Below are 21,648 nucleotides of genomic sequence, written 5' to 3' on the forward strand. Positions count from 1 at the left end.
GAGCAGATTTGAACGCTGTTTGCAGCGGCCCCGTAAGGGGCGAGGCCCAGGGATGGGCCGAGTAATCCGCAGCCAACAATGAGGCAGCTTGAAGGATGCCTTGTATTGCGATTTTGTTACATTCGTTACATAACTGCACCTGGATGATTGCCAGCGCGGCGCTGGCAGGCATCATAGACTGCATTATCAGGCAAGAGAGCAATATCATGATTCATGTTGTGCTGGTGGATGACCATGTGGTGGTGCGTTCCGGCTTTGCGCAATTACTCAGTCTCGAAGACGATCTCAACGTTACCGGTCAGTACAGCAGCGCAGCTCAGGCGTGGCCTGCGTTACTGCATGATGACGTAAACGTTGCGGTGATGGATATCGCCATGCCGGATGAAAATGGTCTGAGCCTGTTAAAACGACTGCGAGCACAAAAGCCCGGTTTTCGCGCCATTATTCTCAGCATTTATGACTCTCCCACATTTGTGCAAAGCGCGCTGGATGCCGGCGCCAGCGGTTATCTGACCAAACGCTGCGGACCAGAGGAACTGGTGCAGGCGGTACGTTCAGTCGGTATGGGCGGGCATTACCTGTGCGCCGACGCGCTGCGGGCGCTACGCGGCGGCGAACAACCCGCACGGGTCCTGGAGGTACTGACCCCCCGCGAGCGCGAAGTGTTTGATCTGCTGGTCAAAGGCGACAGCGTGAAAGAGATAGCCTTCAAGCTCGATCTCAGCCATAAAACGGTGCATGTTCATCGCGCGAACGTGCTAGGCAAACTGCAATGCCACAGCACCATCGATCTGGTGCATTTTGCCCTCGACCACCAGTTGCTGACGGGGCATTAATGTCGCGTAACCTTCGTCATTGGGTTATTTCTCTGTTTATTCTGCTGGCCTGGGGATCGGGCTGGCTGATGCTGTGGACGCTGGGTTTTTACCTGACCCACAACGGCCAGCAGGCGGCGCTATTCCTGCCGCATGGCGTCTATCTCGCGCTGCTCATCCTGCTTTCTCGCCGTTACTGGCCCGCGCTGATATTGCCGCCGGTGCTGATGTTGTTCTGGCTGCACAGCGAGCAATTATTGAGCGGCTATATCCTGCTGGCTGCGCCGTTTATTAGCCTTATTCCGGCAAGCATCGGCCAGTCATACTGGCACCGCTTCCCCCTTTACTGGCAGCGCTTAACGCTACTGCTGGCTGCGGTGACGCTTACCTCATTGCTCAATACCGCCCTGCTTTCACCATTTATCCAAAGCCCGGCAACGTTAATTGGCCTGGCGTCATTTACCGGTGGCGTGCTGCTGACGCCGTTTGTCTATCTGATCTATGAATTTCTGCGCCAGCAGCACCGCTATCATCTGCTCGGGTTGGATACCACCAATCCCCCGCTGCGCACCTCACTTATCATCTGGTGCAGTCTGTTTTTTATTATTGGCATTGGCACCCAGATGGTGCTGTCACCAGAGATTGAGCGTCTGCTGCTGATCGTGGTGTTCCTACCGAACGTGGTGATGGCGTGGAAATTCGGCTGGCAGGGCGGCGTGTTGTCCGGATTGCTCGGCAGTATGATGATCACTATCGCCCGCCAAATCGGCGTCGGGTTCAGTAATTTACTGGAGCTGGAGATTTTCCTCGCCACCCAGGCGCTGCTGGGCATCGGGCTTGGGATCGCTATCAGCCGCCAGCAACATCTTGCACAAAACCTGCACCATTATCGCCAGCGTCTGGAAGCCGAACTTGCGGCACGCCGCGAGCTGACCGAGCAACTGATCCGCACCGAAGAAAATACGCGCAAAAGCCTGGCGCGGGAACTGCATGACGAAATTGGTCAGAATATCACCGCCATTCAAATTCAGTCGCAGCTGGTCAAACGCGCGCCGGGACGCGAGCAAACGCTTGTGGCGGCAAATCAGATCAACGACCTTGCCCGGCGTATTCACCACTCCACCCGCCAGCTGCTGCGCCAACTGCGCCCGCCCGCGCTCGATGAACTGGCCTTTAAAGATGCCCTGCATCACCTGGTGAATGAATTTGCCTTTGCCGAACGAGGCATTCGCTGTTGGTTTGACTATCAGCTTGAAAATACGCCAGAAAATGAAACGGTGCGCTTCACACTGTATCGGCTGCTGCAGGAGTTACTCAACAACGTCTGTAAACATGCCGACGCCAGCGAAGTATCGATTACGCTGCGTCAGCAGGAACAGCGCTTGTTTCTGGAAGTCGCTGACAACGGCGTGGGTATTCTGCCGGAAAAAATTCCCGGTTTCGGTATTCAGGGGATGCGTGAGCGGGTCAGCGCTCTTGGCGGCGAACTGACGCTCGAATCGAACGGTGGCACACGGGTAATTGTTAACCTGCCCACAAATTTGCAACAAATCAGCCGCTAACCAGGAAAAAGTCTTAGCCACTCTGGACTTTCTCTCATCCTCTTTTGCTTTCACTTTCCTATAGTCAGCACAAACGGAGACAGCCATGCACGCACGCTCAGCCAGCGAAACAGACCAACAATACCGGGCGCTACGCCCTCGGCTGCTGATGTGTATGGTAATTGGTTACGCCGCGTTTTATCTGACACGCAAAAGCGTCAACTACGTTCTCCCGGCGCTGCAAACGGACCTCGGTCTGGATAAAAGCGATATCGGCCTGTTGGGGTCGCTGTTTTACCTGACCTATGGCCTGTCGAAATTTACCGCCGGACTGTGGCACGACAGCCACGGACAGCGCGCGTTTATGGGCATCGGCCTTTTCGCCACCGGCGTTTTGAATGTGCTGTTCGCCTTTGGTGAATCGCTAACGCTGCTGCTGGTGGTGTGGACGCTAAACGGTTTTTTCCAGGGTTGGGGCTGGCCTCCCTGCGCCCGACTGCTGACTCACTGGTACTCGCGCAACGAACGCGGATTCTGGTGGGGCTGCTGGAATATGTCGATCAACATGGGTGGGGCAATTATCCCGCTGATAAGCGCCTTTGCCGCCCACTGGTGGGGCTGGCAGGCGGCGATGCTGGCACCGGGGATTATCAGCATGGCGTTAGGCATTTGGCTCACCCTGCAACTGAAAGGCACGCCCCGGGAAGAGGGATTACCGACGGTTGGAGAATGGCGACACGACCCGCTGGAACTGCGCCAGGAACAGCAAAGCCCGCCGATGGGACTGTGGCAAATGTTGCGCACCACCATGCTGAAGAACCCGATGATCTGGCTGCTCGGCGTGTCGTATGTGCTGGTCTATTTGATCCGTATTGCGCTTAATGACTGGGGCAATCTCTGGCTGACAGAAAGCCACGGCGTGAATCTGCTCAGCGCCAATGCCACGGTGATGCTGTTTGAGGTCGGCGGCTTGTTCGGCGCGCTGTTTGCCGGATGGGGATCAGATCTGCTGTTCAGCGGTCAGCGTGCGCCGATGATTTTGTTGTTCACGCTGGGGCTGATGGTCTCTGTCGCCGCGCTGTGGCTGGCACCGGTACACCACTACGCACTACTGGCAATGTGTTTCTTTACGGTGGGCTTTTTTGTGTTTGGCCCACAGATGTTGATTGGCCTCGCGGCGGTGGAGTGCGGACACAAGGCGGCGGCAGGTTCAATCACCGGTTTTCTCGGACTGTTCGCCTATCTGGGGGCCGCGCTTGCGGGTTGGCCGCTGTCGCTGGTCATAGAACACTACGGCTGGTCGGGAATGTTCAGTTTGCTCTCGGTCGCTGCTGTCTTTATGGGTTTATTGCTAATGCCGCTGCTCATTGCGGGTATTACCCCTTCTCTCAGTCAAAGGATAAAACAATGAAACTGACGCTTACCTCTACCCTGATTGCTTCCGCTCTGACGCTGGCGGCCTTCAGCAATGCCGCTCAGGCGCAGGGCCGTCTGGTGGTGTATTGCAGCGCCACTAACGAGATGTGCGAAACCGAAACCAAGGCCTTCGGTGAAAAATATGACGTGAAAACCTCATTCATTCGCAACGGCTCGGGCAGTACGCTGGCAAAAGTGGATGCCGAGAAGAAAAACCCGCAGGCGGATGTCTGGTACGGCGGGACGCTGGATCCGCAGTCCCAGGCCGGTGAAATGGGTCTGCTGCAGCCCTATAAATCCCCCAATCTCGAACAGATCATGGAGAAATTCCGCGATCCCGCGAAGGTGAAAGGCAACCTGTCCTCTGCGGTTTACGTCGGTATTCTGGGCTTTGGCGTCAATACCCAGCGCCTGAAAGAGAAAAATCTGCCGGTGCCCAAATGCTGGAAAGATCTGACCAAACCGGAATACAAAGGCGAAATCCAGATTGCTGACCCACAAAGCTCCGGTACCGCCTACACCGCGCTGGCGACTTTTGCCCAACTGTGGGGTGAAGATCAGGCCTTTGACTACCTGAAACAGCTCAACGCCAACGTCTCTCAATACACTAAATCAGGCATTGCCCCAGCGCGTAACGCCGCACGTGGCGAAACAGCGATTGGTATTGGCTTCCTGCACGACTACTCGCTGGAAAAAGAACAGGGCGCACCGCTGGAGCTAATTTCACCGTGCGAAGGTACTGGCTATGAGATCGGCGGCGTCAGCATTCTGAAAGGCGCGCGCAACCTCGATAACGCCAAACTGTTCGTTGACTGGGTACTGTCAAAAGATGCTCAGGAACTGGCGTGGAAGAAAGGCAAGTCCTATCAGATCCTGACCAACACCACCGCCGAGACGTCTCCTAACTCGCTGAAACTCGACGACCTGAAGCTTATCAATTACGACATGGATAAGTACGGCTCAACCGATGTCCGTAAAGCGTTGATCAATAAGTGGGTCAGCGAAGTGAAGATGGGTAAATAAACCTACATCGGCGATCATTTGCCGGGTGCGGCGTAAATACCGCATCCGGCCTGGAATACCGGAAACGCTATGTCACACACACTTGCACTCCATCCCGTGAAAAAACGGGATGCGATATTTCTTTGGGTTTTGCTTGGCTGGCTGGCGTTTGCCCTGTTACCAAGCTGGAGCCTGGACTACGGCCTGCTGGAGTCGACGCGCGAGGAAATACTCGCCGCCTACGGTTGGTCACAGTTCAATATCAGTTGGTTATGGTATCTGCTGCCGAGCCTGCTGCTGGTACGTCCGTTCCATGAGGCCAGGCGCGAACAGCGCGGCCGCCATTATCTTGACGCAGGCTGGGCATTCTTCTGTATGGCGTTTATCGTCGCCAGCGCGACTCTTGAGGGGCGCGGCTTAGGCTATGCCACCATTGTGCTGTTTGTGGCACTTGGCGCGATCATGACCCTGGCACTCACCCGTCTGGAATGGCTGGGCGGCGACCGTTTCGTCATCGGTTCGCTCACCGCGATTGTCGCGCTAATCGGTATTTTTATCGTCTGGCCGAGCATCGCTATTTTTATTCCGATGTTCACCAACGACGCCGGAGAATTTGCCCCGCTGGCATTTATGAATGTGCTGTCTCAGGCGCATATCATTCAGGTGATCCTCAACTCGATTATGCTGTCGATTGCCGTCGGCGTCGGCTGCACCTTCTTTGGCCTGGTGCTGGCTATCTACACTACCCGGATCGCCAAACGCAGCGCCATTATCGGACGAATTTTCTCGATTCTGCCGATCGTCACCCCGCCGTTTGTTGTGGGGTTAGGCGTCACGCTGATGATGGGGCGATCCGGTTACATCACCGAATTTATGGTCGAATGGTTTGGCTTAACCAACACCAACTGGCTGTACGGTTTTACCGGCATCTGGCTGGCGCAGGTACTGGCCTTCACGCCGATGGCATTTATGATCCTCGACGGGGCGATTAAAACCATTCATCCGTCGCTGGAAGAGGCCTCTTACACCCTGCGCGCCAGCCGCTGGCAGACCTTTAACGGCGTGTTTGTCCCGCTACTGAAACCAGCACTGGCCAACGCCTTTTTGATTGTGGTGGTGCAATCGCTGGCTGACTTCAGTAACCCGCTGGTGCTCGGCGGAAACTTCGACGTGCTGGCAACGCAAATCTACTTCTACATCACCGGTTCGCAGCTCGACTACCAGGCCGCCAGTACGCTGGGCGCATTCCTGCTGCTGTTCTCGCTGCTGGTGTTCTGCGTGCAGTACATGTGGATTGGTAAACGCTCGTACGTCACCGTTTCCGGTAAATCCTACCGGGGCGACGTACAGCCACTGCCGGTGACGCTGGTGTGGAGCGTGGTCGCGCTGCTGGCAGTGTGGATTGCCTTTAACGCCCTGTTGTACGGCAGCATTTTCTACGGTAGTTTCACCGTTAACTGGGGCGTGGACTACACGCTGACGCTGGCGAACTTTACCAAACTGTTCGGCCAGGGGATGAGCGACGGCGCGTGGCCTTCACTGCTCGACACCCTGCTCTACGCCGGGATTGCCGCGCCGATCACTGCTATCTTCGGCCTGCTGATCGCCTGGATTGTGGTGCGCCAGCAGTTTAAGGGCAAAAAGACCATCGAATTCACCACTATGTTGTGCTTTGCCGTTCCGGGCACCGTCGCGGGCGTGTCGTACATTCTGGCCTTTAACAGCGCCCCGGTGTACCTCACTGGTACGGCGGCGATTGTCATTATCTCGATGGTAATGCGTAACGTCCCGGTCGGTATTCGGGCAGGTATCGCGGGCTTAGGCCAGATCGATAAATCACTGGATGAAGCTTCGCTTAGCCTGCGCGCTGGCTCGTTGCGGACCATTACGCACATCCTGCTGCCGCTGCTGCGCCCGGCGATCCTCTCGGCGCTGATCTACAGCTTTGTGCGCGCCATTACTACCGTCAGCGCCATTGTGTTCCTCGTCACGCCGGATACCCGCGTAGCCACAGCCTATATCCTTAACCGCGTGGAAGACGGCGAATACGGCGTGGCGATTGCCTACGGTTCTATTCTGATCGTGGTGATGCTGGCGATTATTTTCATCTTTGACTGGCTGATCGGTGAATCACGAACCTCCCGTTCAAAAGCCAAAAACCAGGCGTAATGGAGCGCACTATGACTCAGAAAAATTTCGTTGAACTGCGCAACGTCACCAAACGATTTGGCAGCAACACGGTTATCGACAATATCAATCTCACCATTCCGCAGGGACAAATGGTCACGCTGCTCGGCCCGTCCGGCTGTGGCAAAACCACCATTTTGCGCCTGGTCGCCGGGCTGGAAAAACCGAGCGAAGGACAGATTTTCATTGATGGCGAAGACGTCACCCATCGCTCAATTCAGCAGCGTGATATCTGTATGGTGTTTCAGTCTTATGCCCTGTTCCCGCATATGTCGCTGGGAGAGAACGTTGGTTATGGCCTGAAGATGCTCGGTGTGTCCCGCGCTGAGGTGAAATCCCGCGTCAAAGAGGCGCTGGCGATGGTCGATCTGGAGGGGTTCGAAGAACGCTATGTTGATCAGATCTCCGGCGGTCAGCAGCAGCGCGTGGCACTGGCGCGCGCACTGATCCTCAAACCGAAAGTGCTGCTGTTTGATGAACCGTTAAGTAACCTCGACGCCAACCTGCGTCGCAGCATGCGCGACAAGATCCGCGAACTGCAAAAGCAGTTTGATATCACCTCGTTGTACGTCACCCACGATCAAAGCGAAGCCTTTGCGGTTTCCGATACCGTGCTGGTGATGAACAAGGGACACATCATGCAGATCGGTTCACCGCAGGATCTCTATCGCCAGCCCGCCTCGCGCTTTATGGCAAGCTTTATGGGTGATGCCAACCTGTTCCCGGCCACCTTCAGTGACCAATACGTTGATATCTACGGCTATCACCTGCCGCGCCCGTTGCACTTTGGTACGCAAGGCGAAGGTATGGTCGGTGTGCGCCCGGAAGCGATCACGCTCAGCGATCGCGGCGAAGAGAGTCAGCGCTGCGTGATCCGCCACGTGGCCTATATGGGCCCCCAGTATGAAGTCACGGTGGAATGGCACGGGCAGGAGATCTTATTACAGGTCAACGCCACACGTCTGCAGCCGGACGTCGGCGAGCAGTATTATCTCGAAATCCATCCGTACGGCATGTTTGTTCTGGCGGATGCGGCATGATTTATGCCGGGTGGCGCTGCGCTTACCCGGCATTATTCTTAGCGCTGCGCGTTCAGCTCAGCAATATCTTTCGGCGTGGTGCGACAGCACCCGCCAATCAACCGGGCGCCAGCGGCCTGCCACTGCGGCAGATAATCCGCCAGCTGCGCACAATGCTCACCGTGATGATGCCAGGTTTTGCTCGCGGCATCGTAGTGCTCACCCGAGTTCGGATACACCACCAGCGGCAGCGTCGTTAAGCTGTGTAGATGCTGCAACGCGGCGGTGGTGTTTTCCAGCGCAATGCAGTTAATCCCTAACGCCACCACCTGCGGATAACCCGACAGCAGCGCGACTACGTCACGCAGCGGCGTACCGTCACTCAGGTGTTCGCTATCGCGCAGGGTAAACGAGAACCACGCCCGTGCGCGCGGATACGCTGTCAATAGCTCAGCCAGCACGCTAATTTCGGCAAAATTTGGCAGGGTTTCACAGGCTAACAGATCGGCCCCGGCATCCAGCAAGGCTTCCACGCGCGGGCGGTGAAACGCCTGAAACTCTTCAGCGCTACATTGGTAATCACCACGGTATTCAGAACCGTCCGCCAGATATGCGCCGTAAGGCCCGACGGATCCTGCTACCAGCAGCGTGCCTGCCTGCGGGTTCTCGGCCAGATACGCTTCACGGGCTTTACGCGCCAGCTCCACGCTTTTACCAATTAGCGCTTTCGACTGCGCTTCATCCAGACCACGGGCGGCAAACCCCGCCGGTGTCGCCTGATAGCTGGCGGTGATCGCACACTGCGCCCCCGCCCGGTAGTAATCGAGATGGACTTCGCGGATAAGCTCCGGATTTTCGACCAGCACTTTGGCTGACCACAGGCTATCGGCTAAGTTACAGCCACGCGCTTCCAGCTCCGTCGCCATCGCACCATCGAGCAGCAGGAAATCCTGTTTATCGAGGATGACGCTTAACGGATTATTCTGCGACATGTTCGGGCTCCTGTTTGGCTTTACGCGGTTGAGTAAGGAAATAAGCACCATAACACACCGCCACAAACGGTAACCCGCACCACAGCGCAATTCTCTGCGCTGGATCGAATGCCAGCCCGACACAAGCCACCAGACACAGCATAAATCCCAGTACCGGCACCAGTGGATACCACGGCGCGCGATAATGTAATTCACTCAATGCTTTACCCTGCTGCAGATGACGGCTGCGAAAGACGAAGTGCGAAGCGCAAATGCTCAGCCACACCGCCACCACTGCGAACCCGGAGATTGCCGACAGCGCGACAAATACCGTATCCGGGGCCACCACGCTGGAAAATAGCGCCAGTACGCCGCCAAGCATACTGACCGACAGCGCCGTCAGCGGCACGCCATTTTTCGTCACTCGGGCAAAACAGGCTGGCAGCGTGCGTTCATTCGATAGCGACCACAGCATGCGCCCGGAGGCATACAGCCCGGAGTTCGCCGCGGAAAGAATAGCCGTCAGGATCACGAAGTTAAAAATATCGGCGGCGTAAGGAATCCCCACCTTTTCAAACACCAGCACAAACGGGCTTTTCTCCACGCCCGCCTGCTGCATCGGGATCAGCGCCGCCAGCACAAACACGGTGCCGATAAAGAAAATAATCAGTCGCGCGATGGTAGTACGGATCGCCACCGGAATGACCTTGCGCGGGTTTTCTGTTTCTCCGGCGGCAATACCGATAAGCTCGGTTCCCGAAAAAGCAAAATTCACCGCCACCATCGTCATCAGGATCGGTAAGCCACCGTGTGGAAACCAGCCTTCCGCCGTGATATTACTTAGTCCAGGCGCGGGCGAGCCATCCTGCATCGGGATAAAACCAAAAATCGCCGCCCCGCCGAGAATAATAAAAGCGATGATGGTGACCACTTTCACCAGCGAGAACCAGAACTCCCCTTCGGCAAAAAAGCGCGTGGAGATGACGTTCAGACCAAAAATAATCGCGCAGAACACCACGCACCAGACCCATACAGGCACCTGTGGAAACCAGTATTGCATACAGAATCCGGCGGCGGTAAAACTCGAACCCAGCGCGACAGTCCAGGTCAGCCAGTAGAGCCACGCCACGGTATATCCTGTTGCGGGGCCGAGATAACGCGCAGCATAGACGTGAAACGCCCCGGTCTCCGGCATCGCGACCGACAGCTCGCCCAGACACTGCATAACCAACCAGACCACCAGCGCGCCAATCAGATAGGCCAGTAGCGTTCCCGCCGCCCCGGTGGTGGAGATGATGTACCCGGTATTGAAGAATAACCCTGTGCCAATCACGCCGCCTAAGGAGAGCATTATCAGGTGACGCGTTTTCATTGTGCGCTTCAGTGGCGCATTTTGTTGTGCTGTTTGCATATAACCTTCTAACCGTATGGACATCTAAACATCCAAAGAAGGTTTGTTATACCGCGTTTGTTAACAGAATGCAAAGTCAACCCTGCACCAGGCGCAGATGCCCGCGCCGGGCGCTTAAGATCGGGTGGGGATTAATAATCAAATACAAAAAGGGCCGCCAGCTCATAACGCCTCCGTTGCCAGGTTTTATGTAAACTCTGGCAACGTCCTCACCGACTGGCGTTCACCCGGAAGTGGGAACCGTATCTCCCTGCTCATACTACCGAATGAGCGCTTAAGCACCGCTGGCCGGGATCGGCATCTGCGATTTGCGGCTCATCAGAATAAATACCGCCAGCCCTGCCAGCAATATCCCCGGCGCAGAAGCCGCCATCACCCCCACCGTTCCGGTGCCGAGCGCTAACATTTTTCCTGCCAACAACGGACCACTCATCGCCCCCAGACGCCCGACGGCAACAGCGGTACCCACGCCGGTGGCGCGGATCTGCGTGTTGTAAAACAGCGGTGCCAGCGCATACAACACGCTTTGCCCGCCGGTGGCAAACATCCCCGCCACAAATCCGGCCATCAACATGCCGCTCAATGACGATACCGTGCCCAGCGCCAGCAGAGATGCCAGCATCCCGGTGTAGATCAGCAGCGACATAACCACCGGGCGCAGTTTGTCCATTAACGCCCCGAGGATTAAGGTGCCGCTGGCTGCGCCAATTTGCAGGGCAAACATCACGCCCGCCGCCTGCGAGGGCTCAAAACCCTGCCCGACCAACAGCATCGGCAGCCAGTTGATCAGCATATACACCACCAGGAGGGTGAAGAAATAGCATAGCCACAGCAACAGCGTGGCGGTGGCCGTCGCTGGCGCAAACAGGGCGCGCAGCGGTGCGGCGGCAACCTGCGTTTGTTGGGCGTAAACCTGTGATTCCGGCAGCCAGCGCATCAACAGCGGCACCAGCAGCAGCGGGATCGCCCCGCCGACCCAGAACACCGTTTGCCAGGCTGAAGCCTGGCCGCTAAACCCGAGCGCCGCCGCCAGCGCCGCGCCAATCGGCACGCCGCAGTACATCAGGCTTACCGCCGTACCGCGAAAACGCGGACCCGCCGCCTCGGAAGTCAGCGCAATCAGATTCGGCAACGCCGCGCCCAGCCCGACGCCGGTCATCAGACGTGCAAACACCAGCGATGAGAAATTCCAGGAAACCGCTGTTGCCAGCGAGAAAAGGCCGAACAGCGCCACGGAGGCAATAAGAATGCGTTTGCGGCCATAGCGATCGGCCAGCATGCCGCCCACCAGCGCGCCGGGCAGCAGCCCGAGAATGCCCGCGCTGAAGATCCAGCCCATTTGCATTTTATCCAATGCAAACGCATGGGCGATACCGACAGCAGCGATCCCGGCGGCCTGTAAATCCAGTCCTTCCATCAGGGCGACTAAAAAACACAACCCGACGGTCAATGTCAGGCGGGATGAGGATGCGGGGGTACGAGTAGTCATAAGATGTACCTCTGAGGTCACGATGCAGGTGAATCGCGGCTGATACATTGCCAGCCGCGTAATCATTTTTATTTGCTGTTGCGCAGATCCAGCGCCACGTCGACGATCATATCTTCCTGGCCGCCTACCATCCGGCGTTTGCCCAGTTCAACCAGAATATCTACCGCACTCAGGCCATAACGCGCCGCCGCGACTTCACAATGGCGCAGGAAGCTGGAGTACACCCCGGCATAACCCAGCGCCAGCGTTTCGCGATCCACCCGCACCTGGCGGTCCTGCAACGGGCGTACCAGATCGTCGGCGGCGTCCATCAGCGCATACAGATCGGTCCCGTGCCGCCAGCCGAGCTTATCCGCCGCGGCGATAAACACTTCCAGCGGTGCGTTGCCTGCGCCTGCACCCATACCGGCCAGGCTGGCATCGATACGGTCACACCCCTCTTCCACCGCGGCAATCGAGTTCGCCACGCCGAGGCTCAGGTTGTGGTGGGCGTGCATCCCGGTTTCCGTCTCCGGTTTCAGCACCGCTTTCAGGGCGCGGAAGCGGGCGCGAATATCGCTCATGTTCATCGCCCCGCCGGAATCGACCACATAGATACAAGTTGCACCATAACCTTCCATCAGTTTCGCCTGCTGCGCGAGGTTTTCCGGCGTGGTCATATGGCTCATCATCAGAAAGCCGACGGTATCCATACCCAGTTCACGCGCATACTGAATATGCTGGGCCGACACATCCGCTTCGGTGCAGTGGGTCGCCACACGCACGACGCGCGCCCCAGCCTGATACGCATTTTTCAGGTCATGAATCGTGCCGATGCCCGGCAGCAGCAGCGTGGCGATCTTAGCGTGCTTCACCACGTCCGCTGCCGCTTCAATCCACTCCAGATCGCTGTGCGCGCCAAAGCCGTAGTTAAAGCTGGAACCTTGTAAGCCGTCTCCGTGTGCCACCTCAATGGAATCGACCCGCGCGTCGTCCAGCGCTTTGGCAATCTGGCGCACGTTTTCCAGCGAATACTGGTGACGAATAGCGTGCATGCCGTCGCGCAGGGTCACGTCAGAGATATAGAGTTTTTTACCGTTCATGCTGCTTCTCCTGCCTTGCGTACCAATGACTGCGCCATCTTCTCAGCGGTCGCCAGCGCGCTGGAGGTCATAATATCGAGATTGCCCGCGTAGGCTGGCAGATAGTGCGCCGCGCCTTCCACTTCCAGATACACCGCTGTTTTCAGCCCGGAGAACTGACCGATGCCCGGCAGATTGACCGGTTTATCCTGCGGGATGACTTCAAATTGCACGCGCTGTTTAAGCCGATAGCCCGGCACGTACGCCTGTACCGCCGCCGCCATCTCATTAATAGACGCTTCAACTTCAAGCTGGGAAGCCGCTTCGCTCAGCACATACACCGTGTCGCGCATCATCAGCGGCGGCTCGGCCGGGTTAAGGACGATAATCGCTTTACCTTTTGCCGCGCCGCCAACCACTTCAATCGCCTTCGAGGTGGTTTCAGTAAACTCATCGATATTAGCGCGCGTGCCTGGACCCGCAGATTTACTGGCGATCGAGGCGATAATTTCGGCGTAATGGACTTTTGCCACGCGAGAAACTGCCGCCACCATCGGGATAGTCGCCTGCCCGCCGCAGGTCACCATATTGACGTTCTGTTGGTCAACGTTAGCGTCCAGATTCACCACCGGGACGCAGTACGGACCGATCGCCGCAGGCGTCAGGTCGATCAGGCGGATCCCCGGTTTAACGGCGCGCAGCGCGGCATCGTTTTTCACATGCGCACCCGCACTGGTGGCATCAAAAACGATGTCGATATCGGCAAATTCCGGCATGGCGATAAGTCCCGTAACCCCTTCATGGGTGGTAGCAACGCCCATACGTCTGGCACGCGCCAGACCATCGGATTGCGGGTCGATACCGACCATCACCGCCATTTCAAGCTGTTTCCCGTGACGCAGAATTTTAATCATCAAATCGGTGCCGATGTTACCGGAGCCGATAATGGCCACTTTACGCTTACTCATGACTGACTTCCTTTTGTAACCGCAGCTGAAAAGGTGGCGGCGACTGAACCAATACCCTCGATATGGGCTTCAAAACGATCGCCCGCATTCACCGCTACCATCGGACCTAAGGCCCCAGTGAGAATAATGTCTCCGGCGCGCAGCGGCTCGCCGAGGCTGGCCATTTTGCGCGCCAGCCAGACGGCGGCGTTGATCGGATGTGCCAGACATTCGCTGCCGCGCCCGCTGGAGACCTCTTCGTTATTGCGCGTCATTTTCATCGTGCAATTTTTCAGCTCTAACCCTGCCGGACGCTGTGCCGGACCACCGACCACATACACGCCACAGGAGGCGTTATCCGCCACGGTATCAACAAACTTGATTGACCAGTCGCGGATACGGCTGCCGACCACTTCCAGCGCGGGCAGTACCCACTCAATGGCGTTGTACAGCTCGTCAAAGGTAGTGTCGGCATTGGGCAAATCGCGGTTCAGCACCAGCGCGATTTCCGCTTCAATTCGCGGTTGCAGCACGCGCTCAAACGCAATGGTGTCGTTATCGCCGTAGCACATGTCGGCAAACAGCGTGCCGAAATCCGGCTGATCGACCCCCAGTTGCTGCTGCACTTTCGGGTGCGTCAGCCCTACTTTGCGCCCCACCACGCGACGCCCACGTGCCACGTCGTACTGTACGTTGATGCGCTGAATAGCGTAGGCCGCTTCGCCGTTGTCCACGCCGATCAGTTCACGCAGCGGAGCAATCGCTTCCCCTTTTTCCTCAGCCTGACGTAAATCGGCGGCTAACTGCTCAAGATTAAGATTGGTCATGTCCGTTCCTTAAGGGCGTGCGAGGAAATTCAGCACCAGCTGGTTAAAGGCATCCGCATGTTCCCACTGCGCCCAGTGTCCGCAGTCGCGGTAGATGTGCAGCTCAGAACCCGCAATTCCGGAGAGCAAGCGCAGTCCGGCGTCCATCGGTACGAAGCGGTCATTGCGTCCCCAGACAATCAGGGTCTGGGCTTTAATTTCCCCCAGGCGTGGGCCGAAGTCCGGGAACTGTTTCGGGTTGGCTTCGAGGCTTTTCACAAAGTTTTCCAGGTGATCGCGGCGCGACAGCATATTGTTCAGACGCGCTTCAAACAGCGCCTCAGTGAGATCGCTGGTATCGAAGACAAAGATCTCCATCATTAGCTTCAGGTTCTCGATGGTCGGCTCGCGGTACAGCTGATTCAGCCGCTTGATACCTTCGGTCGGCATCGGGGTAAACAGACTCATGCCGCCCGTTCCGCCGCCCATCAGCACCAGTTTGCCCACGCGCTCCGGCCAGCTCAGGGTAAACGCCACAGCACTGTGACCGCCCATCGAATTACCCAGCAGGTGGACTGTTTGAATATCCAATTGATCGACCACGCTTTTCAGGATGCGAGCGTTGAGATCGGATCGCGAACCGCGGTTAACGATCCCATCGCTTTTACCCCAGCCAGGACAGTCCAGCAGGATCACCCGGTATCCGGCCTGCACCAACGGATCGATATTGCGACTGAAGTTCGCCCAGCCGGTCGCCCCCGGACCGGAGCCGTGCAGCAGCACAACGGTTTCTTCTCCCTGTCCACAGTCATTGAAATGCACGCGTAGGGTTTCGCCTGCTTCCTGCACCTCCAGGAAACGACTGGTCGCGGCTTCGGTTTGCGGTTGGTAAGTCATGGTTTTCTCCTGCATATTCAGTTCTGTTTCAGTTCTTTGTGGTGGCGCTCAGGGAGCCGAATCCGGCGATCCACTCCGGGATCGGGCGGTAATAACGGCCTTCGCTGCGCCAGTTGCCAAAGGCAGAAATAGCGGCGAAGGCGGCAACCCAGGTTTTTACTTCGTGCGTTGATTTGCCCGCCATCGCAGACAACTCTTCGTTACTGACCGCGTCCAGCTCCTGCAAACGCCCCTGTTCAAGCAGGGTCATAAAGCGGTTATCCCAGACAGGGTTCAGCGGGTGCAGCGTGTTTTGATCGGCCACGAACTTCTCGGCGGCGCTAATCACCCGCTGCTGGCGCAGCTCGCGCTCGTTTTCGGGCAGCTGCTTACCGCTGCCGAGCAGACGGTCGCGCATATGAGCATCGGCCTTCGCCAGCTCCGGTACCGGCGGCTGATGTGACAGCCCGCCGGAGCCTAAAAACAGTACGCGTTTATTCAATGAGCTGGCGAAACGGCCAATCGCTTCCCCGAGCATGCGGGTACGCTGAAAGCCCGGCAGCGGCGTGGCGACGCCGTTAATAAACACTGGCAGCACAGGGACCTTATCCAGCCCCCCGAGCAAGAACTCCAGCGGCTGGGCGAAACCATGATCGACTTGCATGTTGTAGGACACGGCGAGATCGATGCCGCTTTTCATCACCGCGTGGGCGCAAGCTTCAGCGAGATCTGTCGGCACTGGCAGTTCCCCCGCCGCGCTGCCGAAATCGCCGATCGCCGTGGCTCCCACACCTAAACAGAACGGCGGCATCACATCGTAAAAAAAACCGTTGTAGTGATCGGGGGCAAACAGCACTACCAGTTCAGGGTCAAACGCCGCGATACGCGCCCGGGCGTTGGCGATCACGCCGTTAACCTCGTCGAGCACGGCCTGAGCCGGGTCGACGTAACCCACCAGCGGCGAGTGGGAGAGACAGTGAAGATAAGCATGCATATCAGGCTACCTTTTCAACGGGAATGTCGGCGCTTACTCGGGTGAGGGTCATCACCGACGCCAGTTTATTCAGGGTACTGCCCAGGGTTTGCGGAATAGCGGTAGCAGCGACGAAACGGTCCGGGCGCATAATCACCAGCGAGGCGTTATGTTGGGCAAACCACGCGCGCAGGCGGTTTTGCGTATCGCCAAGGCGGGTCACGCCGTCATAGTTATCCTGCTCGGTGCTGATTTGCGTGTCGGGTACCACCTGGATAAACCGCGTGCCCAGCGCCTGCCACTGTTGGATCTGCGCCTCGCTCATGCCCCATAGCGGGTTACACCCCCAACCGATCACAGCGAAATTCGGTCCGATGACATTGTCGAGCAGCGTCACGTCGCCAGTTTCCAGCGTCACCTTCGGCTGGATAAACATCTTGCCGACCGGAGAAGTTTTCGCGTCGCCCTCACGCACCAGCGCCCCGGAGTGGTATTGCGGCATCGGTTTAAAACGCATCTCAAGGAAGTAGCGTTTGACCGGCGGAATGTAGTTCAGCAGCAAGGAAACCCCGTCGCGCACAGCACCGTGCCAGCGTTTCGGCGGCGCCAGTACGTTGCCTGCGGTCACGGAGAGATCGATCATCGCTTTGGCGTGGTCGCGACGTTCCTGCTGGTAGGTATCCAGCAGCGCATCACCGGCTTTGCCCTTAATCACCAGCGCCAGTTTCCACGCCAGATTAAAAGCATCGCGCATGCCGCTGTTGTACCCCTGCCCCTGCCAGACCGGCATAATGTGCGCTGCATCGCCCGCCAGCAGCACGCGGTCAACGCGAAAACGTTCGGCCAGACGGGCGTTATGGGTGTACACACGCTGGCGGATCAGTTCGACGTTGTCCGGGTTCGGCAATACTTTGCTCAGCAACTGGCGCATATTTTGCGGCTCACTGAGCTGTGCTTCGGTTTCTCCCGGCATCACCATAAATTCAAAGCGGCGCACCGCATGCGGCAGCGCGGCGGAGACATACGGGCGCACTGGATCGCAGCACAGATACACATGCGGCGTGCTGAGCGGATCGTTGGCGATATCCACCACAATCCACTGATTTGGAGCGGTTTTGCCTTCAAATGGCACATTCAGCGACCGTCTGACGTTACTGGCCCCGCCGTCGCAGGCCACCAGCCACTGGGCTTTCACCGTTTCGCGCTGGCCGTCCGGCGCTTTCAGATTCAGCGTTACTTCCCCGTTCTGTTGGCTGAAGGCTTCCAGTTCACGGGAAAACAGGCAGCGCACGTTGGGAAAACGCGACAGCCCTTCCAGCATCACTGCATCCACCTGCGGCTGAATAAACGCGTTGCGCCGCGACCAGCCAAATTCGTCGGTCATCGGCTGGATATCAGCAAAGCAGCGGCCTTTCGGGGTGAGGAAACGCATCGCGTGCCACGGAGTGGTATGCGGCAGCACGTTTTCGACCAGACCGACGGACTGCATGGTGCGCAGCGCTTCATCGTCAATCCCGATAGCACGGGGATAGTCGATAAGCGTGTCGAGCTTCTCCACCACCAGCACTTCAATGCCCATCTGGCCAAGATAGTTCGCCATCATCAGCCCTACCGGACCGGCTCCGGCAATCGCGACCTGAACGGTGTGTTGCACTGCGGGTTGGATATCAGGGTTTATTGTTGTCATTTCAGAACCTCACGACTCGGTCAAAACGCAATAACTACCCCAGGTGAGGTGCAATTGCGTTTTGTTAAAAAGATGTAAATTATTTTTTATTGTGCGGTCAGTATAGAAGTGAGTTTTTGCGCTACAATCAAAACATGCCTGGATGTGCACCAGGTGCACAACGTTGTTTTACCTTTAGATTTGTCAACGAATATGAAAAATGATGACAACACCGAATACAAAACCGTGCGCGGGCTAACGCGCGGATTAATGTTATTAAATATGTTAAATCGACTCGATGGCGGGGCCAGTGTTGGCCTGCTGGCTGAGCTGAGCGGCCTGCACCGCACCACGGTCAGGCGGCTGCTGGAAACGTTGCAGGATGAAGGTTACGTCCGACGCAGCTTGTCCGATGACAGCTTTCGCTTAACCATTAAAGTCCGCCAGCTTAGCGAGGGATTTCGTGACGAGCAGTGGATTTCTGCGCTGGCCGCCCCGCTGCTGGGAGATTTACTACGCGAGGTGATCTGGCCGACCGACGTTTCCACGCTGGATGTGGACGCCATGGTGGTGCGTGAAACCACCCACCGCTTCAGCCGCCTGTCGTTTCACCGGGCGATGGTCGGGCGTCGACTGCCGCTGCTGAAAACCGCCTCCGGCCTGACCTGGCTGGCATTTAGCCCGGAAAATGAACGTCAGGAACTGATTGAAATGCTGGCCTCACGACCGGGAGAAGAGTTCCAGTTGGCGCGAGAACCCTTAAAGCTCGACGCCATATTGGCTCGTGCGCGAAAAGACGGTTTTGGCCAGAACTATCGCGGCTGGGATCAGGAGGAGAAAATCGCCTCTATCGCCGTTCCCATCCGCAGCGAACAGCGGGTCATCGGCTGCCTGAATCTGGTGTATATGGCCAGCGCCATGACCATCGAACAGGCTGCGGAAAAGCATCTTCCAGCCTTACAAAAGGTGGCGAAACAGATAGAGGACGGCGTCGAGTCACAAGAGATTTTGGTTGCCGGGAGGTGAAGTTGATCACAGTTATGCAGATAATCTGATTGAGCGCTGGAATAACTCACTCACCGACCGATATATCACTGTGGCGTCTTCCCCGCGATATATCTTCATTACATAGTGTGCTTACGTTTTTTGCCAGGAGGTTGAATGTTAAAGATTATTGCCGAATGATTTCATCAAACTTGAGTATATTGAAACCGGTCTTGCTTTGTATCGTGAGCAAATATCGACCACCAGGAAAGAACCGCGCTGTATTGCTTATAACCTTTATATTGATGAAAAAGATCCGGGCCATGTTATTTTTATAGAAGAATGGCCAGAGCACGCGGCTCTCGATGGCATTTATTAGAGAAGGCTTAAATTACTGAGTTGACTATTTGATGCAAAAAAACCGAAACCCGCTCAGAAAGAGCAGCGTTTCGGCATTCATTCACTCTGAAGGGCTTCAGACTTTAAGCAGTTTCACCGTCTCGTCGATATCGATTTCATCTTCCGAGAAGATCAGCGTCGTGCCCTGGAAGGTGGTGATGGCCAGCTTTTTCAGCGTGCGCATTTCGCCAGGCTTAACGTCTGATTTCGGTCGGATGCTGTTCATCAGCACGCCAACAGACAGTACCGCGTTCTCTTTGTCGATACGGGTCTCGGCAGGAACGTCTTCGCTGTAGACCAGGTATGATTTGATAGAGGTAAGCTTCAGGCGCTCACCTGCAATATAGATGTATTTGCTGTCCGGAATGACTTTCACCGCATAGGCAGACAGGCCTTTGTTGTTGGTGGTGGGTTCAAAGGTCACCGCCGCGTCTTTTTTGATCAGCTCAGGATTCGCAACCTTAATCACATGAAAATAGCGGTTATCGCCGTTTTCATCTTTGATAAATCCAAAGCCTTTATCTTTAAACCACGTTGTGATTGTTCCGTTCATTGCTGTTTCCGCCTGATTAAACCTATTACTTGTAGAGTATACCTACTCAATTTGCGCGCAGTGTAAAACACAGGCCACACCTTTGGCTACTCGTTACCCCAACGATTGAGAAACTCCGCGATATCATCGATGCGCTGCGCGTCGACGCCGGCCAAGGTTGCCATCTCCTGCTGTGCTTCTTCGCTGATCTCTTCGTTGTTCATTAGACGGGTGATCAACTGCTGGAAGTAGTGCGCCAGCGCGTCGCGTTCAGCGTCGCTCACCGGCTTTGCCGCTTCGGTCGCGTACTCGTCAGCGATATCATAATATTTTAGCGCTATGTCGTTGTTCATCAGGTACTCCGGGGTGAATGCGTGGGCCAGCAGGTTCCTGCCGTGTCTGATGTGAATGATAGCATTCTTATTTCGTGGTTCGCGATCTGTTTCCTGTCTGTGATCCGTAGCAGATATCAACACTATTTTCCGGAGTCGCTTCGAATTTAATAAATCTTCCTTTTATTAAAATAACTGCATTTTTATTCAGACTCTGATAATACCTGCAGAATAAATAATGCAGAAAAAAGGAAGATAGATGTTTATTAATTTAGGCAATGAGACGGAGATTAAACGCAGTAAATAACATTCTCTGCAGGCTGAATGCAATTGGCCCAATCTCATCGCTAGTCGCCCATTTGCCCACATTCATCTTCTGGACAACACTCTACGATGACACCACAGACCCAACACGTGGAGTAAACACCATGAACATTACGCAAATCCGTAACGCTACGCAGCGCATCACCTTTGGCGGTAAAACTTTTCTGGTTGATCCGATGCTGGCGAAGAAAGGGGCTTATCCAGGCTTTGCCGGAACGGCGCGCGCCGAGATCCGCAACCCGACCGTGGAATTGCCTGTCGATATCGACACGCTGCTCAACGTTGATGCGCTGATCGTCACCCATCTGCATGAAGACCACTGGGATGAAGCTGCGGCTCGCATCGTCCCGAAAGATAAACCGATCTATGTGCAAAATGAGCAGGACGCACAGGTGTTGCGGGGTCAGGGGTTCACACAACTGACCGTCCTGATGCAGAACACCGTGATCGGCGATATCACCCTGCGTAAAACCGGCGGCCAGCACGGCTCAGATCGCGCCTACGCTATCCCACAAATGGCGGAGCGTCTGGGTGATGCCTGTGGGGTTATATTCCAGCATCCGGCAGAAAAAACGCTGTATCTGGTCGGTGACACCATCTGGCGCGATGAGGTGGAAACTAACATGCGGACATTCCAGCCAGACGTGGTTATTTTGAATGCAGGTTTTGCCCACGTTATCGGGTTTGGCCCAATTATTATGGGCGCGGAAGATGTGCTGAAAACCCACTTCACGCTACCCGAAGCACACATTGTGGCGACCCATATGGAGGCGATTAACCACTGTCTGCTGACCCGAGAGGTGCTGAAAGAGTACGCCCGCGACAACCAGATTGCGCAATTCATTAACGTGCCGGAAGATGGCGAAACCCTGACGTTCTAACATCCACAGAGGAATC

19 protein-coding genes and 1 pseudogene are annotated in these 21,648 nt (G+C 56.3%); 9 read left to right on the top strand and 11 right to left on the bottom strand.

Going from position 1 to position 21,648, the window contains the following annotated elements:
- Positions 1-206: 206 nt before the first annotated feature.
- The 6 genes from NMD08_RS20145 to fbpC all read left to right on the top strand — a co-directional run bounded on the left by NMD08_RS20145 (position 207) and on the right by fbpC (position 8,001).
- Complete coding sequence (locus NMD08_RS20145; RefSeq protein ID WP_151218773.1) at positions 207-836, top strand: response regulator transcription factor; 630 nt, start codon at positions 207-209, stop codon at positions 834-836.
- Positions 836-2,377, top strand: a complete 1,542-nt coding sequence (locus NMD08_RS20150) for an MASE1 domain-containing protein (RefSeq protein ID WP_151224834.1) — start codon at positions 836-838, stop codon at positions 2,375-2,377. Before NMD08_RS20145 ends, NMD08_RS20150 begins: the two co-directional genes overlap by 1 nt.
- 85 nt (positions 2,378-2,462) lie before the next feature.
- The gene (gene uhpC, locus NMD08_RS20155) at positions 2,463-3,767 is read left to right on the top strand and encodes an MFS transporter family glucose-6-phosphate receptor UhpC (RefSeq protein ID WP_151224833.1); all 1,305 of its coding nucleotides are present in this window, start codon (positions 2,463-2,465) and stop codon (positions 3,765-3,767) included.
- Positions 3,764-4,795 (top strand): ABC transporter substrate-binding protein, encoded by a 1,032-nt coding sequence (locus tag NMD08_RS20160; protein WP_003021397.1) that lies wholly within the window; start codon positions 3,764-3,766, stop codon positions 4,793-4,795. Before uhpC ends, NMD08_RS20160 begins: the two co-directional genes overlap by 4 nt.
- Before the next feature lie 69 nt (positions 4,796-4,864).
- A complete protein-coding gene (locus tag NMD08_RS20165) occupies positions 4,865-6,943 on the top strand; it encodes an iron ABC transporter permease (RefSeq protein ID WP_151218575.1) in 2,079 nt (692 codons plus the stop codon).
- A gap of 11 nt (positions 6,944-6,954) precedes the next feature.
- The gene (gene fbpC, locus NMD08_RS20170) at positions 6,955-8,001 is read left to right on the top strand and encodes a ferric ABC transporter ATP-binding protein (RefSeq protein WP_151224831.1); all 1,047 of its coding nucleotides are present in this window, start codon (positions 6,955-6,957) and stop codon (positions 7,999-8,001) included.
- A gap of 38 nt (positions 8,002-8,039) precedes the next feature.
- On the opposite strand, the gene mmuM is transcribed toward fbpC, so the two are convergent.
- From mmuM to NMD08_RS20215, 9 genes are all read right to left on the bottom strand, one after another.
- Entirely contained in the window at positions 8,040-8,972 is a 933-nt protein-coding gene (gene mmuM, locus NMD08_RS20175) for a homocysteine S-methyltransferase (RefSeq protein WP_286543166.1), read from the bottom strand.
- Positions 8,959-10,362, bottom strand: coding sequence for an S-methylmethionine permease (gene mmuP / locus NMD08_RS20180; RefSeq protein ID WP_370618889.1), 1,404 nt, complete (start codon positions 10,360-10,362; stop codon positions 8,959-8,961). Before mmuP ends, mmuM begins: the two co-directional genes overlap by 14 nt.
- Before the next feature lie 274 nt (positions 10,363-10,636).
- Positions 10,637-11,851 (bottom strand): 3-(3-hydroxy-phenyl)propionate transporter MhpT, encoded by a 1,215-nt coding sequence (gene mhpT, locus NMD08_RS20185; RefSeq protein ID WP_370618891.1) that lies wholly within the window; start codon positions 11,849-11,851, stop codon positions 10,637-10,639.
- Positions 11,852-11,919: 68 nt separating this feature from the next.
- Positions 11,920-12,933 (bottom strand): 4-hydroxy-2-oxovalerate aldolase, encoded by a 1,014-nt coding sequence (mhpE, locus tag NMD08_RS20190; protein ID WP_286543168.1) that lies wholly within the window; start codon positions 12,931-12,933, stop codon positions 11,920-11,922.
- Positions 12,930-13,880, bottom strand: a complete 951-nt coding sequence (gene mhpF / locus NMD08_RS20195; protein ID WP_151218569.1) for an acetaldehyde dehydrogenase — start codon at positions 13,878-13,880, stop codon at positions 12,930-12,932. The genes mhpE and mhpF overlap by 4 nt, the downstream gene beginning before the upstream one ends.
- On the bottom strand, positions 13,877-14,686 hold the full coding sequence (gene mhpD, locus NMD08_RS20200) for a 2-keto-4-pentenoate hydratase (RefSeq protein ID WP_370618893.1): 810 nt from the start codon (positions 14,684-14,686) through the stop codon (positions 13,877-13,879). The genes mhpF and mhpD overlap by 4 nt, the downstream gene beginning before the upstream one ends.
- 9 nt (positions 14,687-14,695) lie before the next feature.
- On the bottom strand, positions 14,696-15,562 hold the full coding sequence (gene mhpC, locus NMD08_RS20205; protein WP_151224829.1) for a 2-hydroxy-6-oxonona-2,4-dienedioate hydrolase: 867 nt from the start codon (positions 15,560-15,562) through the stop codon (positions 14,696-14,698).
- 28 nt (positions 15,563-15,590) lie between these two features.
- Entirely contained in the window at positions 15,591-16,535 is a 945-nt protein-coding gene (gene mhpB, locus NMD08_RS20210; protein ID WP_151218566.1) for a 2,3-dihydroxyphenylpropionate/2,3-dihydroxicinnamic acid 1,2-dioxygenase, read from the bottom strand.
- 1 nt (position 16,536) lies between these two features.
- Entirely contained in the window at positions 16,537-18,201 is a 1,665-nt protein-coding gene (locus tag NMD08_RS20215; RefSeq protein ID WP_210904698.1) for a bifunctional 3-(3-hydroxy-phenyl)propionate/3-hydroxycinnamic acid hydroxylase, read from the bottom strand.
- Between the two features lie 192 nt (positions 18,202-18,393).
- Here NMD08_RS20215 and NMD08_RS20220 point away from each other — a divergent pair, with 192 nt between their 5' ends.
- On the top strand, positions 18,394-19,206 hold the full coding sequence (locus NMD08_RS20220) for a DNA-binding transcriptional regulator (RefSeq protein ID WP_219608506.1): 813 nt from the start codon (positions 18,394-18,396) through the stop codon (positions 19,204-19,206).
- 135 nt (positions 19,207-19,341) lie between these two features.
- Positions 19,342-19,531 (top strand): annotated as a pseudogene (locus tag NMD08_RS20225) (putative quinol monooxygenase); the annotation flags it as partial.
- Positions 19,532-19,639: 108 nt separating this feature from the next.
- Here the strand turns inward: NMD08_RS20225 and NMD08_RS20230 are convergent.
- Together NMD08_RS20230 and NMD08_RS20235 are read right to left on the bottom strand one after the other, a co-directional pair.
- A complete protein-coding gene (locus NMD08_RS20230) occupies positions 19,640-20,116 on the bottom strand; it encodes a cold-shock protein (RefSeq protein WP_187252951.1) in 477 nt (158 codons plus the stop codon).
- Between the two features lie 86 nt (positions 20,117-20,202).
- Positions 20,203-20,448 (bottom strand): DUF2543 family protein, encoded by a 246-nt coding sequence (locus NMD08_RS20235; RefSeq protein WP_151218563.1) that lies wholly within the window; start codon positions 20,446-20,448, stop codon positions 20,203-20,205.
- 407 nt (positions 20,449-20,855) lie between these two features.
- Here NMD08_RS20235 and NMD08_RS20240 point away from each other — a divergent pair, with 407 nt between their 5' ends.
- The gene (locus NMD08_RS20240; RefSeq protein ID WP_252837916.1) at positions 20,856-21,632 is read left to right on the top strand and encodes an MBL fold metallo-hydrolase; all 777 of its coding nucleotides are present in this window, start codon (positions 20,856-20,858) and stop codon (positions 21,630-21,632) included.
- Positions 21,633-21,648 lie beyond the last annotated feature (16 nt).

The organism is Citrobacter meridianamericanus (assembly GCF_041320245.1).
Taxonomy (GTDB): Bacteria; Pseudomonadota; Gammaproteobacteria; order Enterobacterales; family Enterobacteriaceae; genus Citrobacter; species Citrobacter meridianamericanus.